Source organism: Oceanobacillus sp. M65 (assembly GCF_052246275.1).
Classification (GTDB): Bacteria; Bacillota; Bacilli; order Bacillales; family Amphibacillaceae; genus Oceanobacillus_B; species Oceanobacillus_B jordanicus.
Genome location: NZ_JBQQCJ010000006.1, coordinates 42,902 through 59,875 on the forward strand (window position 1 = coordinate 42,902; position 16,974 = coordinate 59,875).

General features: G+C 41.4%; 13 protein-coding genes and 1 other annotated feature. All 13 genes read right to left on the reverse strand.

The annotated features are described in order from the left end of the window. Positions 1 to 5: 5 nt before the first annotated feature. The 13 genes from rpsJ to rplK all read right to left on the reverse strand — a co-directional run bounded on the left by rpsJ (position 6) and on the right by rplK (position 16,816). On the reverse strand, positions 6 to 314 hold the full coding sequence (rpsJ, locus tag ACTWPF_RS18845) for a 30S ribosomal protein S10 (RefSeq protein ID WP_036578675.1): 309 nt from the start codon (positions 312 to 314) through the stop codon (positions 6 to 8). Positions 315 to 920: 606 nt separating this feature from the next. Further along, positions 921 to 2,111, reverse strand: a complete 1,191-nt coding sequence (gene tuf / locus ACTWPF_RS18850; RefSeq protein WP_106895419.1) for an elongation factor Tu — start codon at positions 2,109 to 2,111, stop codon at positions 921 to 923. Between the two features lie 120 nt (positions 2,112 to 2,231). After that, positions 2,232 to 4,310 carry an elongation factor G gene (fusA, locus tag ACTWPF_RS18855; RefSeq protein ID WP_106895418.1) on the reverse strand — a complete coding sequence of 693 codons (2,079 nt, stop codon included), beginning with the start codon at positions 4,308 to 4,310 and terminating at the stop codon, positions 2,232 to 2,234. A 42-nt stretch (positions 4,311 to 4,352) separates the two neighbouring features. Continuing rightward, positions 4,353 to 4,823: a 30S ribosomal protein S7 gene (rpsG, locus tag ACTWPF_RS18860; RefSeq protein ID WP_036578679.1), complete on the reverse strand. Its 471-nt coding sequence runs from the start codon at positions 4,821 to 4,823 to the stop codon at positions 4,353 to 4,355. Between the two features lie 48 nt (positions 4,824 to 4,871). Continuing rightward, complete coding sequence (gene rpsL, locus ACTWPF_RS18865; RefSeq protein WP_042225473.1) at positions 4,872 to 5,291, reverse strand: 30S ribosomal protein S12; 420 nt, start codon at positions 5,289 to 5,291, stop codon at positions 4,872 to 4,874. 148 nt (positions 5,292 to 5,439) lie between these two features. Further along, complete coding sequence (locus tag ACTWPF_RS18870; protein WP_036578682.1) at positions 5,440 to 5,691, reverse strand: 50S ribosomal protein L7ae-like protein; 252 nt, start codon at positions 5,689 to 5,691, stop codon at positions 5,440 to 5,442. Positions 5,692 to 5,908: 217 nt separating this feature from the next. Then, positions 5,909 to 9,520 carry a DNA-directed RNA polymerase subunit beta' gene (gene rpoC / locus ACTWPF_RS18875; RefSeq protein ID WP_443150075.1) on the reverse strand — a complete coding sequence of 1,204 codons (3,612 nt, stop codon included), beginning with the start codon at positions 9,518 to 9,520 and terminating at the stop codon, positions 5,909 to 5,911. A gap of 112 nt (positions 9,521 to 9,632) precedes the next feature. Further along, a complete protein-coding gene (rpoB, locus tag ACTWPF_RS18880; RefSeq protein WP_058950410.1) occupies positions 9,633 to 13,169 on the reverse strand; it encodes a DNA-directed RNA polymerase subunit beta in 3,537 nt (1,178 codons plus the stop codon). A 373-nt stretch (positions 13,170 to 13,542) separates the two neighbouring features. After that, on the reverse strand, positions 13,543 to 14,145 hold the full coding sequence (locus ACTWPF_RS18885; protein ID WP_443150076.1) for a class I SAM-dependent methyltransferase: 603 nt from the start codon (positions 14,143 to 14,145) through the stop codon (positions 13,543 to 13,545). A gap of 115 nt (positions 14,146 to 14,260) precedes the next feature. Further along, positions 14,261 to 14,626, reverse strand: a complete 366-nt coding sequence (gene rplL, locus ACTWPF_RS18890) for a 50S ribosomal protein L7/L12 (protein WP_106895415.1) — start codon at positions 14,624 to 14,626, stop codon at positions 14,261 to 14,263. Between the two features lie 53 nt (positions 14,627 to 14,679). After that, positions 14,680 to 15,180 (reverse strand): 50S ribosomal protein L10, encoded by a 501-nt coding sequence (gene rplJ / locus ACTWPF_RS18895; RefSeq protein ID WP_058950408.1) that lies wholly within the window; start codon positions 15,178 to 15,180, stop codon positions 14,680 to 14,682. A gap of 120 nt (positions 15,181 to 15,300) precedes the next feature. Continuing rightward, positions 15,301 to 15,452, reverse strand: a sequence feature (ribosomal protein L10 leader region). Positions 15,453 to 15,500: 48 nt separating this feature from the next. Next, positions 15,501 to 16,199: a 50S ribosomal protein L1 gene (rplA, locus tag ACTWPF_RS18900; protein WP_036578691.1), complete on the reverse strand. Its 699-nt coding sequence runs from the start codon at positions 16,197 to 16,199 to the stop codon at positions 15,501 to 15,503. Positions 16,200 to 16,390: 191 nt separating this feature from the next. Then, positions 16,391 to 16,816, reverse strand: a complete 426-nt coding sequence (rplK, locus tag ACTWPF_RS18905) for a 50S ribosomal protein L11 (protein ID WP_019375547.1) — start codon at positions 16,814 to 16,816, stop codon at positions 16,391 to 16,393. Positions 16,817 to 16,974 lie beyond the last annotated feature (158 nt).

Below are 16,974 nucleotides of genomic sequence, written 5' to 3' on the forward strand. Positions count from 1 at the left end.
TTTATTTATAATTTAATTTCAATGTCAACACCTGATGGTAAGTCAAGACGCATTAGTGAATCAACTGTTTGTGGTGTTGGGTTAACAATATCGATAAGACGTTTATGTGTACGCATTTCGAATTGCTCACGTGAATCCTTATACTTGTGCACCGCACGTAGTACTGTGTAAACCGATCTTTCTGTAGGTAATGGAATCGGACCAGACACACTAGCACCTGAACGTTTCGCAGTATCTACGATTTTCTCAGCTGATTGATCTAAAATACGGTGATCATAAGCTTTCAAACGAATTCTAATCTTCTCTTTTGCCATTATTTTCCCTCCTTCTCGCCCATATTATTATAGACATTCTCCACGAAAATATCTCGACAACCCGCCATGGCAAAGGGGCCGGGTGTGCCAACAACCTTCCGCTTCATCGCCTTTGATGACCAACATTCTTATTATATAGAATTTATACGGTCATTGCAACCCTTTTTGTAAAAAACATTCATTGGGTCGCACATCTATGTATTATACTAACTATCGCTACTAAATGCAAGGGTGTGTGGAAATCTCTTTAATAAATTTCTCACGTGTTATTACCTTTTGGAGAAGAAGAAGTGTGTAAGTCAGAAATTATGGCTTTCTGACCTACTTTTGCGATTCTATATGGTTCTCTAGGATATAGTTCATTTATCTCTATTAAGAAAACTCTATTAACCCCTCGTCTTTAGAAGGTTATGGATGGATTTATTAGAAAGGGTGTTTGTGATACTTTACTAAATACATCTTTATACGATTGGAACTCCGTTGTGGTTAATTGAAACCAAGTGCTTGGTTGTTTAATAGGTTTTGTACAGTTTCCAACGAAGATTGACTTCTTGTTAAAAACCAAAAAAAGGACCGCGCATAGTGCGCAGTCCTTTTGAAAAGGTATTATTTGTTGATAGAAGAAACAACACCAGATCCAACAGTACGTCCACCCTCACGGATAGAGAAACGAGTACCGTCTTCGATAGCGATTGGTGAAATCAATTCTACAGCCATTTCGATGTTATCTCCAGGCATTACCATTTCAACGCCTTCTGGAAGTGTAACAACGCCAGTTACGTCAGTTGTACGGAAGTAGAACTGTGGGCGGTAGTTACCGAAGAATGGAGTATGACGTCCACCTTCTTCTTTTGACAATACATAAACTTCAGCTTTGAAGTTAGTGTGTGGAGTAATTGAACCAGGCTTAGCAAGCACTTGTCCACGGTTGATGTCTTCACGTGCTACACCACGAAGAAGTGCACCAATGTTATCTCCAGCTTCTGCATAGTCAAGAAGCTTACGGAACATTTCAACACCAGTTACAGTTGTTTTAGAAGCTTCTTCATTGATACCAATGATTTCAACTTCGTCCCCAACTTTAACTTCTCCACGTTCAACACGGCCTGTTGCTACAGTACCACGACCAGTGATTGAGAATACATCCTCAACTGGCATCATGAATGGTTTGTCTTTGTCGCGGTCTGGAGTAGGGATGTACTCGTCAACTGCGTCCATAAGTTCAATGATTTTTGCTTCGTAGTCTGCATCTCCTTCGATTGCTTTAAGAGCAGAACCTTTGATTACTGGTACGTCATCACCAGGGAAGTCGTATTCAGTTAATAGGTCACGTACTTCCATTTCAACTAACTCAAGAAGTTCTTCATCGTCAACCATATCTGTTTTGTTAAGGAATACAACGATTGAAGGTACACCTACGTTACGAGATAGCAGGATGTGCTCACGAGTTTGTGGCATTGGACCATCTGCAGCAGATACTACAAGGATAGCTCCGTCCATTTGTGCAGCACCAGTGATCATGTTTTTAACATAGTCAGCGTGACCTGGGCAGTCAACGTGTGCATAGTGACGAGTATCTGTTTCGTACTCTACGTGAGAAGTCGCGATTGTGATTCCACGTTCTTTTTCTTCTGGTGCGTTATCAATTTGGTCATATGCCATTTGAGTACCTTTACCAGATTTCTTGTGCATTACGATTGTAATAGCAGCAGTTAAAGTAGTTTTACCATGGTCAACGTGTCCGATAGTACCAACGTTTACGTGACTTTTTGAGCGATCAAACTTTTCTTTACCCATTTATAGTTCCTCCTTTAAATAAATAAAAGTATTTGTAAGATTTATGTGTGGCTAAGAAACAATACTAGATTATTTCTTAGCCTTCACTAAAGTTATACTTTAGTTGCAGAAAAAAATCAATTATTCACCTGCATTTTTCTTGATAATTTCTTCAGAGATGCTTTTCGGCACTTCTTCGTAATGATCAAAATGCATGGTAAAGACTCCGCGTCCTTGGGTGTTAGAACGTAATGCAGTTGCATAACCGAACATTTGAGATAAAGGAACAAAGCCTCTTACTACCTGTGCAGTTCCGCGTGCTTCCATACCTTCCACACGACCACGACGACTTGTTACGTCACCCATGATATCACCAAGGTATTCCTCAGGGATAACAATTTCTACTTTTGCGATTGGCTCAAGTATAACTGGGCTACATTTGTTTTTCGCTGCTTTCAATGCCATTGATCCAGCGATTTTAAATGCCATCTCGTTGGAATCTACATCATGGTAACTTCCATCATATAGAGTTGCTTTAACATCTATTAATGGATAGCCAGCTAATACACCATTTTTCAATGCTTCTTCAATACCTGCTTCAACAGATCCGATGTACTCACGTGGTACGACCCCACCAACAACCTTGTTTACAAATTCAAAGCCGGCACCTTCTTCGTTTGGCTCAAATTTAACCCAAACGTGTCCGTATTGCCCACGTCCACCTGACTGACGTACGAATTTACCTTCGACTTCAGCTGCTGAACGGAATGTTTCACGGTATGCTACTTGTGGCGCACCAACATTCGCTTCAACTTTAAATTCACGCTTCAGGCGGTCAACAATGACATCAAGGTGAAGTTCACCCATACCAGAGATGATCGTTTGTCCTGTTTCGACATTTGTTTCTGTTCTGAAGGTAGGATCCTCTTCAGCAAGTTTACCTAGAGCGATACCCATTTTATCCTGATCGGCTTTTGTTTTAGGTTCGATTGCAACCCCAATAACCGGCTCAGGGAAGTCCATGGATTCTAGAATAACTAGATCCTTTTCATCACAAAGGGTGTCCCCTGTAGTTGTATCTTTAAGACCAACTGCAGCAGCAATTTCACCGGAATAAACTTTTGAGATTTCTTCACGGGAGTTTGCGTGCATCTGTAGGATACGACCAACGCGTTCGCGTTTGTCTTTAACAGAGTTTTTAACATAAGAACCAGAATCTAAAGTCCCAGAGTATACGCGGAAGAATGTTAACTTACCAACGTATGGGTCTGTCATTACTTTAAATGCTAGTGCTGAGAATGGTGCTTTATCATCTGCCGGACGTGTAACTTTCTCTTCTGTTCCAGGAATAATCCCTTCGATAGCAGCAACATCAGTTGGTGCTGGAAGATACTTGATAACACCATCAAGCATTAATTGAACACCTTTGTTCTTAAATGCTGAACCACAGTATACTGGGTAGAATTCTACATCCAGTGTTGCCTGACGAATCGCATTATTCAATTCTTCGTTGGAGATTTCTTCTCCTTCTAGGAATTTCATCATTAGTTCTTCATCAAGCTCAGATACAGCTTCGATTAAGCTAGCGCGTAGTTCTTCTGCCTTTTCCTTGTACTCAGCAGGAATCTCGCGAGACTCTGCTTTTGTACCAAGATCATCAAGGTAGAAGTGAGCTTCCATATTTACAAGGTCAATAATACCTTCGAATTCGTCTTCAGCACCAATTGGTAGCTGTACAGGATGCGCGTTTGCACCAAGACGTTCTTTCAAAGTACCTGTAGAGTATAGGAAGTCTGCACCAATTTTGTCCATTTTGTTAATGAAAACAATTCTTGGTACACCATACGTAGTAGCCTGACGCCAAACTGTTTCTGTTTGAGGTTCAACACCTGATTGAGCATCAAGAACCGTAACGGCACCATCAAGTACACGTAGTGAACGTTCAACTTCAACAGTGAAGTCTACGTGACCTGGTGTATCAATTATATTGATACGGTGGTCATCCCACGCAGCAGTTGTTGCAGCGGAAGTAATTGTAATACCACGCTCTTGCTCCTGCTCCATCCAGTCCATTTGAGAAGCACCTTCATGTGTTTCACCAATTTTATGAATACGTCCTGTGTAGAAAAGAATACGCTCTGTAGTAGTGGTTTTACCTGCATCAATGTGTGCCATAATCCCAATATTACGCGTCTTTTCCAAGGAGAACTCTCTAGCCATGTATTCTTCTCCTTCCTATTAAAAGCTATATTTTGATTTAACCTACCAGCGGTAGTGAGCGAATGCTTTGTTTGCTTCCGCCATTTTGTGCATTTCTTCGCGACGCTTAACTGCAGCTCCTGTATTGTTAGAAGCATCCAGAATTTCGTTAGCAAGACGTTCTTCCATTGTCTTTTCTCCGCGTAGACGAGAATAGTTAACGATATAACGTAGTCCTAGAGCCTGACGGCGTTCTGGGCGAACCTCCATTGGCACTTGGTAGTTTGAACCACCAACACGGCGTGCGCGTACTTCAAGTACAGGCATTACGTTTTTCATAGCTTGTTCAAAAACTTCCATAGCGTTTTGTCCGCTTTTTTCATTTACAAGTTCAAATGCATTATAAAGAATTTTTTGTGCAATCCCCCGTTTACCGTCAATCATGATCTGGTTGATTAAACGAGTGACAAGTTTTGAATTATAAAGTGGATCTGGCAAGACATCGCGTTTAGGTACTGGTCCTTTACGTGGCATATGTCCTCCTCCTTTCTTAATTATAATGATGCGAGACTGGTGTCACGCTTATTTCTTAGCTTTAGGTCTTTTCGTACCGTATTTAGAACGGCCTTGTGCGCGACCTTCTACTCCTGCTGTATCAAGTGCTCCACGAACAATGTGGTAACGTACACCAGGTAAATCTTTTACACGTCCACCGCGAAGCAATACAACACTGTGCTCCTGTAGATTGTGACCAATCCCTGGGATATATGCAGTTACTTCCATGTTGTTAGAAAGACGAACACGCGCATATTTACGAAGTGCAGAGTTCGGTTTCTTTGGAGTTAGTGTACCCACACGTGTACAAACACCACGTTTTTGTGGAGAGTTTTGGTCTGTTAGTTTCTTTTTGAAGCTATTGTAGCCTTTGTTAAGTGCTGGAGAATCAGACTTTTTAGGCTTGCTCACACGTCCTTTACGGACAAGTTGATTAATAGTTGGCATTTTGTTTTCCTCCCTTCCGGAATAAATAATAGTCTAAAATAAACTGGCACAACCTAGAGTATAACAGGTTGTTTGTAATACCACACAGCCAGGTGGTTCATCTTTTGGCAAAAAACAAAGCTTCAACGATTTAGTTTCGTTAAAACTATTATCTTCTGATTGCTACTGTTGAGGCGCCCACTTCAATACCACAAGCTGCACCTAGCTTTTCCATTGAATCTACTCGCTGACAAGGTATTCCAAGTTCTTCAGCCAAACCTGCTACCTTTTGCGTTATTTGCCTATCAGCATCATCTGCAATAACCACTTCGCTTATTTCGCCATTTTTCATAGCTTTAAGCGTTTGTTTAGTACCGATGATTATTCGTGATTTAACCTGTGCTACTTTTTCATAAGACATCTCATATCCTCCAAAGCAACAAGTGTAATCAGAAGCACCTTGAATATTCTACCATTCACATTTTTTAATGTCAACATGATTTAAAATATTTTTGGTACTTCTAATTGTTATCCCTTGTTTTTAACCTAAAGGTCAGGGGAGCCAGTTTGCTACAAATCCGTAACAAAACTCTCTATCTTCCTGACTCCCTACTTTAGGTGTTCGTAAGCTATCCCCACTATTGTATGGTTTCTGTTTCTTCTGTTTCCTCAGTTGTATCTGCTAAGTCATCTAGAGAAGCTTTCACTTTTCGGTATTTCTGCATTCCAGTACCAGCCGGAACAAGTTTACCAATGATAACATTCTCTTTTAGACCAAGTAATTCATCGCGTTTTCCTTTGATCGCTGCATCTGTAAGAACTCTTGTTGTTTCTTGGAACGATGCGGCTGATAAGAAGGAATCTGTTTCAAGGGAAGCTTTTGTAATACCAAGCAGAACAGGTTTCCCTGTCGCTGGTTGCGCACCCTCGTTTAGTACCGTATGGTTGGCGTCACGGAATTGATGTAGTTCAAGTAAGGACCCCGGAAGAACTTTTGTATCACCCGAATCAATTACTCTTATCTTACGAAGCATCTGGCGAACCATTACTTCTACGTGTTTGTCACCAATTTCCACACCTTGCATACGGTAAACCCGTTGTACTTCGCGTAACAAGTAATCCTGAACGCCTTCCACACCTTGCACACGTAATAGATCTTTTGGATCAACAGAACCTTCTGTTAGTTCCTGACCAGCAATTACGGTGTCTCCAACGCTGACCTTCATACGGGCATTGTAAGGAACTGCGTAAGCACGTTGTTCTACGTCGCTTTGAACAATGATTTCCTGTTTATCTTTTACTTCTTTAACTTCCTGAACCGTACCATAAACTTCACTAATTACAGCTTGACCTTTCGGGTTACGCGCTTCAAATAACTCTTGGATACGCGGTAAACCTTGGGTAATATCGTCTCCAGCAACCCCACCTGTATGGAAGGTACGCATTGTTAGCTGTGTACCTGGCTCTCCGATGGATTGTGCTGCGATAATTCCTACTGCTTCGCCAACTTCAACATCGGCTCCTGTAGCAAGGTTACGGCCATAGCACTTCTGACAAACGCCATGTTTTGTGTTACAAGTGAACGCTGTACGAATGGTAACATCTTCAATGCCGGCTTCCACAATTTGCTTCGCTTGATCCTCTGAAATCAACTCATCATGCTCTACGATAATGTCATTGGTTTCAGGGTGCTTCACAGGGTGGAACGCAGTACGACCAATTAGACGGTCGATTAGTGGTTCAATTAATTCCGCACCGTCAGTTAGAGCTGAAACAGATAAGCCTCTATCTGTACCACAGTCATCTTCACGGACAATAACATCCTGCGCAACATCAACGAGACGACGGGTTAGGTAACCAGAGTCCGCTGTTTTCAAGGCAGTATCGGCAAGTCCTTTACGCGCACCGTGAGTGGAGATAAAGTACTCTAGTACTGTAAGTCCTTCTCGGAAACTTGACTTGATCGGTAACTCAATGATCTTACCAGCCGGGTTGGCCATTAGACCACGCATACCAGCAAGCTGCGTGAAGTTAGAGGCATTACCCCTCGCCCCAGAATCACTCATCATGAAGATTGGGTTACGTTCACTAAGTGACTTCATAAGTTTTTCTTGGATATTATCCTTCGCTTGTGACCAAACAGCGATAACTCTGTCATAACGCTCTTCATCTGTAATCAGACCACGGCGGAATTGTTTTAAGACATTATCTACTTTCTTCTGTGCTTCTACAAGAATTGTTTCTTTTTCTGGTAGTACCACGATATCAGAGATACCAACAGTCATACCCGCCTTCGTAGAATAGCTGAATCCGAGATCCTTCATTCTATCAAGCATTTTAGACGTTTCACTGATCTTAAATTTCTTAAAGACTTCAGCGATGATATCACCAAGGAAACCTTTCTTAAACGGCTTGATAATATCTCGAGATTTTATCTCTTCCTTAATATTTGTGCCATTAGCAACAAAGTATTTCTCCGGAGTTTCGATCTCCAAGTTACTTTGTGTCGGCTCATTAATATACGGGAAGGACTCAGGAAGAATGTTATTGAAAATAAGCTTCCCAACCGTTGTAATTAGCAACTGATTGTGTTGCTCTTCTGTAAATGTTTTATTGTTTAGACTTGAAGCCTGAACAGCTATCCGTGTATGAAGATGTACATAACCGTTTTGGTATGATAGTACTGCTTCATTAAGATCTTTAAAGACAGTACCTTCCCCAATTGCATCTTCACGTTCTAGAGTTAAGTAGTAGTTTCCTAATACCATATCCTGAGAAGGTGTAACAACTGGTTTTCCATCTTTCGGATTTAAGATGTTCTGTGCTGCAAGCATTAAGATACGCGCTTCAGCTTGAGCCTCTGCAGATAACGGCACATGGACAGCCATTTGGTCTCCATCAAAGTCAGCGTTATATGCTGTACATACAAGTGGATGTAACCTAATTGCCCGGCCTTCTACCAATGTTGGCTCAAATGCCTGAATTCCCAATCTGTGAAGCGTTGGTGCACGGTTAAGTAATACAGGATGCTCCTTAATTACTTCTTCCAATACGTCCCAAACCTCTGGATGTACACGTTCAATTTTCCGCTTAGCGGACTTGATGTTGTGCGCAATACCTTTTGCAACGAGCTCTTTCATGATGAATGGTTTGAATAATTCTAGCGCCATTTCCTTCGGCAGACCACATTGATACATTTTCAGATGTGGACCAACGACGATAACAGAACGACCAGAATAGTCAACACGTTTACCTAGCAAGTTTTGACGGAAACGACCCTGTTTCCCTTTAAGCATATGTGAAAGGGATTTAAGTGGTCTATTACCAGGACCAGTCACTGGACGACCGCGACGGCCATTATCAATTAGTGCATCTACCGCTTCTTGTAGCATCCGCTTCTCGTTTTGTACGATAATGCTTGGTGCTCCAAGATCCAATAGTCGTTTAAGACGGTTGTTACGGTTAATTACACGACGATACAAGTCATTTAAATCAGAAGTGGCAAAACGCCCACCATCCAGTTGTACCATTGGACGGATTTCTGGTGGAATAACAGGTAATACGTCCAATACCATCCAAGAAGTATCATTACCGGAATTACGGAATGATTCAAGTACCTCTAGACGTTTAATTGCACGTGTTCTCCGTTGTCCTTGAGCTGTCTTCAATTCTTCTTTCATTGCATCGACTTCTTTTTCTAGGTCAATGTCTTGAAGAAGTTTACGGATTGCCTCTGCACCCATTTGAGCTTTAAATGTTTTTCCGTACTTGTCATAATAAGCGCGGTATTCTTTCTCTGACAATAGCTGCTTTTTCTCTAATGGTGTGTTACCTGTCTCTGTAACAATATATGCAGCGAAATAAATAACTTCTTCCAATGCTCGTGGTGACATATCTAGCACAAGACCCATTCGGCTTGGGATACCTTTGAAATACCAGATATGGGAAACAGGTGCTGCTAATTCAATATGTCCCATACGCTCACGACGAACTTTTGCCTTTGTTACTTCCACACCACATCGGTCACAAACAACGCCTTTATAACGAACTCGTTTGTATTTTCCACAATGACATTCCCAGTCTTTTTGCGGTCCAAAAATACGTTCGCAAAACAGGCCGTCTTTTTCTGGCTTTAGTGTCCGATAGTTAATTGTTTCAGGTTTTTTTACCTCACCGTATGACCATGAACGGATCTTTTCTGGTGAAGCCAACCCTATTTTCATATACTCAAAATTATTTACATCTAGCAAGGGGCCTACCTCCCTTTTAGTGTCCAAAAATTTACCACAAGCTTATTTATGCGTTATATACAATAAAAGTGGGGGGAGGTTCCTAACCCTATAGGAACCTGCCATCCAACTTTTAGTTACCTTCTACTTCTAAATTGAGTTTACTTGCCTGTTGTGTTTCCTCTTCTTCCAATTCGCGCATATCAATTTCTTGTTCATCACTGGAAAGCATTTTAACATCCATTCCAAGACTTTGAAGTTCTTTGATTAATACTTTGAAAGATTCTGGAACGCCTGGTTCAGGGACGTTGTCACCTTTAACTATGGACTCATAAGTTTTCACACGACCGACAATATCATCTGATTTAACAGTTAATATTTCCTGTAGTGTATATGCAGCACCATATGCTTCAAGTGCCCAAACCTCCATCTCACCGAAACGCTGTCCACCGAATTGTGCTTTACCACCTAGTGGTTGCTGCGTTACAAGTGAATAAGGACCTGTTGAACGGGCGTGTAATTTATCATCAACCATGTGAGCAAGTTTGATCATGTACATGACACCAACAGACACACGGTTATCAAATGGCTCACCGCTTCTACCATCATAAAGAACGGTTTTCGCGTCACGAGGCATTCCCGCTTCTTCAAGCGTTTCCCATACATCTTCTTCTGTAGCACCATCAAATACCGGTGATGCAACATGTAGTCCAAGCTGTCTTGCAGCCATTCCTAGATGTAGTTCAAACACCTGTCCGATATTCATACGTGATGGTACCCCTAATGGGTTAAGCATGATATCAATTGGTGTGCCATCCGGCATGAACGGCATATCTTCTTCAGGTAAAATTTTAGAAATTACACCTTTGTTACCATGACGTCCTGCCATTTTATCGCCCTCATGAATTTTACGTTTTTGGACGATATATGCACGAACAAGTTGATTTACCCCTGGTGGCAGTTCGTCTCCATCTTCACGGTTGAAGATTTTAACATCATGAACGATTCCACCAGCACCATGTGGTACACGTAAGGATGTATCTCTAACCTCACGAGCTTTTTCACCAAAGATAGCATGTAACAAGCGCTCTTCGGCAGATAGTTCTGTAACCCCTTTTGGTGTTACTTTCCCTACAAGAATGTCACCGTCTGTTACCTCAGCACCAATACGGATAATTCCATGCTCATTAAGGTTCTTCAATGCATCTTCCCCAACGTTCGGGATATCTCTTGTAATTTCTTCTGGTCCAAGCTTTGTATCACGCGCTTCAGACTCATATTCTTCGATGTGAATAGAAGTATAAACATCGTCCTTTACAAGTCTCTCACTCATGATGATAGCATCCTCATAGTTATAACCTTCCCAGGTCATAAATCCTACAAGAACATTACGTCCTAGCGCCAGCTCTCCATTTTCCATGGAAGGACCATCAGCTAAGATTTCGCCTTTTGTTACTCGGTCGCCTCCACTTACGATCGGGCGTTGGTTGTAACAAGTTCCTTGGTTGGAACGAATGTACTTCTGTAGCTTGTAACGATCTACGTCACCTTCTACTTCTTTACCATCCACTTCAGAAATACGACGTACGTAGATTTCTTTCGCTTCTACGCGTTCCACGATTCCTTCATGGCGACAAATAATAGCGGCACCTGAGTCTTTACCATCTACATATTCCATACCAGTACCAACAATCGGTGCTTCCGGGTTCATCAAAGGAACAGCCTGACGTTGCATGTTCGCACCCATTAATGCACGGTTGGAGTCATCATTCTCCAAGAAAGGAATACATGCTGTCGCAGCAGATACAACCTGTTTTGGAGATACGTCCATGTAATCAATTTGATCACGCGGAACAATGGTGTTCTCCCCGCGGAAACGAGCAATTACTTCTTCGTCAACAAAGTTTCCTTCATCGCCTAATTTCGCATTTGCCTGTGCAACAACGTAATTATCTTCTTCATCTGCTGTCAGATAATCAATCTGCGCTGTAACCTTACCTGTTTCAGGATCTACACGACGATAAGGGGTTTCGATAAAGCCGAACTTGTTCACTTTTGCATAACTGGACAGAGAGTTAATCAAACCGATGTTTGGACCCTCTGGTGTTTCAATCGGACACATACGACCATAGTGGGAATAGTGAACGTCACGTACTTCAAATCCAGCACGCTCACGTGTCAAACCACCTGGTCCAAGTGCAGATAGACGACGTTTATGCGTCAACTCTGCTAGCGGATTCGTCTGGTCCATAAACTGGGATAACTGTGAACTACCAAAGAATTCTTTAATAGACGCAATAACCGGACGAATGTTGATTAATTGTTGTGGTGTAATGCTAGAAGTATCCTGAATGGACATTCTCTCACGCACGACACGCTCCATACGTGACAAACCAATACGGAATTGGTTTTGCAACAATTCACCAACTGAACGCAAACGACGATTACCTAGATGGTCAATGTCATCTGTGTCCCCTACTCGGTGTAATAGGTTAAAGAAGTAACTGATTGATGAAAGGATATCAGCAGGTGTAATGTTCTTCACGCTAGTATCCACATCAGCATTACCGATTACGTTAAGCACTCTTTCACCACTAGGGTCTGTTGGATCTACGATTTTAATGGATTGTAACGTAATATCTTCTTCTAGAACGCCATCTTTTGGCTCGCTTGTAATCTCGCCAAGCTTTTCTTCCGCTTTATCAAGATAAGGGATTAGTTTATTTAATAGTTTACGTTCTAGCTTATCGCCTTTCTCTGCAAGAACTTCACCAGTTTCCTGATCCACTACCGTTTCAGCCAGCACTTGGTTGAATAGGCGGTTTTTTATGTGTAATTTTTTATTCATTTTATAGCGTCCAACATGAGCTAAATCATATCGCTTAGGATCAAAGAAACGTGATACTAATAGACTTTTAGCATTTTCAACTGTCGGTGGCTCACCAGGACGAAGACGCTCATAAATTTCCAGTAGCGCTTTTTCCGTGGTTTCTGTATTATCTTTTTCAAGAGTGTTTTTGAGGTACTCATTATCACCAAGAAGATCAATGATTTCCTGATCTGTACCAAAACCAAGGGCACGAAGAAGCACTGTGATCGGCAACTTACGTGTACGGTCGATACGAACATAGGCAACGTCCTTGGCATCTGTTTCAAACTCTAGCCAAGCTCCCCTATTGGGAATAACCGTAGCAGCTACACCCCTTTTACCGTTTTTGTCTATCTTTTCATTATAGTAGACACTTGGTGAACGTACGAGCTGGGAAACAATTACTCGTTCCGCACCATTAATTACGAAAGTACCTGTATCTGTCATTAATGGGAAATCACCCATAAATACTTCCTGCTCTTTTACTTCACCGGTCTCATTATTAATCAAACGGACCTTCACGCGAAGCGGAGCATTGTACGTAACGTCTCTTTCTTTTGATTCATCTACAGGGTATTTCGGCTCACTGAGACTGTAATCCACAAACTCTAGTGATAAATTACCTGTAAAATCTTCAATAGGAGAGATGTCTCTAAACATTTCCCGCAAACCTTCTTCTAAGAACCACTCATAAGAAGCGGTTTGAATCTCGATTAGGTTTGGCAACTCTAATACTTCACTAATGCGCGCATAGCTCCTGCGTTGGCGGTGCCGTCCATACTGAACTAGTTGACCTGTCAACTGCTTCACCCCTTAAATCATGCATTCTTTATAGATTTCTCTACTCGGAATGGGTTATTATATTTAGGAAAACATACTAAAATAGCCTGCTTTCCGGTTCTAGCAAACAAACATAAAATGCCCAGTAAACATACTGAACAACTTGTAATTCGGAGTGGTTACAAGTAGAATAATACGTAAAAAATGCTAGAGAAACGCAAAATAAAAATAGAAAAAAGGCTTTTTATTTAAAAAACCGTCTCTTATTTTACCCGATTTTACAAGTGTCCCCGAAGACTTATAAAATATACGTTTCAATTTTTATGAAAATACTTCTTGACAGAAGAACCCCCATGTTAGCATTTTCCTATCTTAACATAACAAAATAGAGCGGTCAAACATTAATAGCCCGCAATATAAAATAGCCTTTATCTTTCGCCATCGTTTCTACTTCTCCAAACAATGTTTCCAACTTTTTGATGGCTGATGGGGCACCTTGCTTTTTCTGAATCACAATCCAGAGCTCCCCGCCCTCAGCTAAAGCGGCATGGGCTTCTTCAAACAATTGGTGAACCACTTTTTTTCCAGCTCTTATTGGAGGGTTTGTTAATATCGCAGCAAAGTCTCTCTTCGTTACTTTTGCAAAGAGATCACTTTGGAACACTGTTGTATTGGATACATGGTTTAATTGTGCGTTTTTTTCGGCAAGCTCCACTGCTCTTTCATTCACATCTGCCATGAATACATGGCGTTCAGCGAATTCGTCTGCCAGCGTAATGCCGATTGGGCCATAACCACACCCCATATCCAGAATATCTCCGTCTACTTTCGGCTCCGTGAATTGCTCAATAAGCAATCTGGATCCAAAATCAACATCATTTTTTGAAAATACCCCGACATCGCTCGTAAAGGTGTAGGATGTCCCGCGTAATGTATAACTCCATGTCTTTGGTGAACGTTTAGAATGAGGTTGTTGTGAGAAGTAATGCTCAGACATTTGGCACCTACTTTTTAATAGTTTTGCGAAGATACGAATAGCTGGATTGCTATCGATAAGGGTTTATACATAGAGAGCCCGTCGCATGAAATACGACGAGCTCCCATTATGGAAATTACTTAACTGCTACAGAAGCGCCTGCTTCTTCTAGCTTGCCTTTAACTTCTTCAGCTTCATCTTTAGATACAGCTTCTTTGATAGCTTTTGGTGCGTTATCAACTAGATCTTTTGCGTCTTTAAGACCAAGACCAGTGATTTCACGTACTGCTTTAACAACTTTAATTTTAGATGCTCCAGCACTTTCAAGTACTACATCAAATTCTGTTTGCTCTTCAGCAGCTTCTCCAGCTCCTGCGCCACCTGCTACTGCTACTGGCGCTGCAGCTGTTACACCAAATTCTTCTTCAATTGCTTTAACTAGGTCATTAAGATCTAGAACTGACATTTCTTTAATCGCATCAATGATTTGTTCTTTAGTCATGATAAAATTGCCTCCTATTTTAAATGTAATTTTTTTATCCTGCTAGGCACAGATTATGCGCCTTGTTCTTCTTTTTGCTCCGCGATAGCTTTTGTAGCGTATGCGAAGTTTCGTACTGGTGCTGTAAGCACGCTAAGCAGCATAGAAACCATGCCTTCGTAATTCGGAAGATCTGCAAGCTCTTTGATTTGATCAAGGGTTGCAACTTTCCCTTCAATTACTCCACCTTTAATTTCCAACGCTTCGTGTTTTTTAGCGAAATCGTTAAGAATTCTTGCTGGTGCTACTACATCATCGTTACTGAATGCTAAAGCAGTTGGTCCAACCAACACATCGCTTAGATCATTTAACTCAGCAGCTTCAACAGCACGGCGAGCCATTGAGTTTTTGTATACTTTGAAATCAATTCCAGCTTCACGTAGTTGTTTACGTAGTTCTGTAACTTCCGCAACATCAAGACCACGGTAGTCTACAACTACAGAAGTTTGGCTTGCACGGAATTTTTCAGTGATTTCATCTACAACTTGTTTCTTTTGCTCAATAATACCGGACATTCTTCCACCTCCTGTTTGACAATTGATCATACCGTAAAAGGAAACCGAATCTGCACAGAGCCAATAAGAATAGGCCAACTGGAATTAACCAGAGAAGCGTAACTTCCTATTGTTCTTGTTTTATAAACAAAAGAAGCTCCCGCGCAGACACGGGAGCTTACTATAACATACGATAATCATAAGGATTCATCGATCTGTTTTATAAACACCTCGGCAGGATATTAAGCGGATGGATCCGCCCCTACTGTCTACGGTACAACGTATTCTTTTATTCAACGCCTCTTAGTATACCTCAGGTTTCCCTGAGAGTCAACCACTAATTAACGACGAGTGTAAGTTGTTACATCTACTTTAACTCCAGGACCCATTGTAGAAGCTATAGAAGCATTCTTCATATAAGTTCCTTTAGCAGCTTGTGGTTTAACTTTTACAAGTTGTTCTGTAAGAGCCACGAAGTTTTCGATTAATTTATCGTTGTCAAAAGAGATTTTCCCGATTGGAACGTGGATGTTAGATTGTTTATCAACGCGGTATTCTACTTTACCTGCTTTGATATCCTTCACCGCTTTTTCAACTTCAAAAGTTACAGTTCCAGTTTTCGGGTTTGGCATTAAGCCTTTTGGTCCCAATACGCGACCAAGCTTACCAACTTCAGCCATCATGTCTGGAGTAGCAACGATTACGTCAAATTCGAACCAACCTTGGTTGATTTTATTAATGTAATCAGATTCTCCAACGTAGTCAGCTCCAGCTGCTTCTGCCTCTTTTGCTTTTTCGCCTTTTGCGAAAACCAATACACGTTGTGTTTTACCAGTACCATGTGGAAGAACCATTGCTCCACGGATTTGCTGGTCTGCTTTCTTAGGATCTACTCCCAAACGGAAAGCCGCTTCTACTGTTTCGTCAAAGTTAGCTTTAGCTACCTCTTTCACAAGAGAAACTGCTTCAGCTACTTCGTATGATTTTGAACGATCAACAAGCTTTGCAGCTTCTTGATGCTTTTTACCTTTTTTAGCCATTTTATTTCCTCCTCTATTGTGGTTATAACGGTAATACCTCCCACTTACAAAAGCCGACTCGCTTCTGTAAAGCTGTGAGCCCATCCCTCAAGATGGGTCACATTCACGAAAAAGGTTGCGAGTATGGCATACTATTCGCAACCTGTACCGTATTTGTTCTAAAAAAACTGTTTAACGGGCACTTCCGCTAATTAGTCCTCGATTGTAATACCCATGCTGCGAGCAGTTCCTTCAACCATGCGCATCGCTGCTTCAACATCAGCGGCGTTTAAATCAGGCATTTTTGTTTCTGCGATTTCTTTTACTTTATCGCGTTTAACAGTAGCGACTTTATTACGGTTCGGCTCACCTGAAGCAGTTTCAATACCTGCTGCTTTTTTCAACAATACTGCTGCTGGTGGAGTTTTCGTAATAAATGTAAATGAACGGTCTTCAAAAACCGTGATTTCAACAGGGATAATCATACCCGCTTGATCTTGAGTACGTGCGTTGAATTCTTTACAGAATCCCATGATATTAACACCCGCTTGACCTAGTGCAGGTCCTACTGGTGGTGCCGGATTCGCTTTCCCAGCTGGAATTTGTAGCTTTACTAGCTTGATTACTTTTTTAGCCACGAGACACACCTCCTTAAAGTCCGTGATGTGGTAATAGGGGATTTTCCCCTCCCACTCCTATTTTCCATTGCTCTCGATTTAGAGTGCATGAATAACAAAAGAATTTTAGCATGAATTTAAAAATATTGCAAGGTCTTGTCTTATTATTTCTTCCAAAA

Coding starts and splice junctions, on each gene's coding strand:
- rplL (WP_106895415.1), bottom strand. CDS start 14,626: ATGACTAAAGAACAAATCATTGATGCGATTAAAGAAATGTCAGTTCTA.
- rpsJ (WP_036578675.1), bottom strand. CDS start 314: ATGGCAAAAGAGAAGATTAGAATTCGTTTGAAAGCTTATGATCACCGT.
- ACTWPF_RS18885 (WP_443150076.1), bottom strand. CDS start 14,145: ATGTCTGAGCATTACTTCTCACAACAACCTCATTCTAAACGTTCACCA.
- rplA (WP_036578691.1), bottom strand. CDS start 16,199: ATGGCTAAAAAAGGTAAAAAGCATCAAGAAGCTGCAAAGCTTGTTGAT.
- rplJ (WP_058950408.1), bottom strand. CDS start 15,180: ATGTCCGGTATTATTGAGCAAAAGAAACAAGTTGTAGATGAAATCACT.
- tuf (WP_106895419.1), bottom strand. CDS start 2,111: ATGGGTAAAGAAAAGTTTGATCGCTCAAAAAGTCACGTAAACGTTGGT.
- ACTWPF_RS18870 (WP_036578682.1), bottom strand. CDS start 5,691: ATGTCTTATGAAAAAGTAGCACAGGTTAAATCACGAATAATCATCGGT.
- rpsG (WP_036578679.1), bottom strand. CDS start 4,823: ATGCCACGTAAAGGACCAGTACCTAAACGCGATGTCTTGCCAGATCCA.
- rpsL (WP_042225473.1), bottom strand. CDS start 5,291: ATGCCAACTATTAATCAACTTGTCCGTAAAGGACGTGTGAGCAAGCCT.
- fusA (WP_106895418.1), bottom strand. CDS start 4,310: ATGGCTAGAGAGTTCTCCTTGGAAAAGACGCGTAATATTGGGATTATG.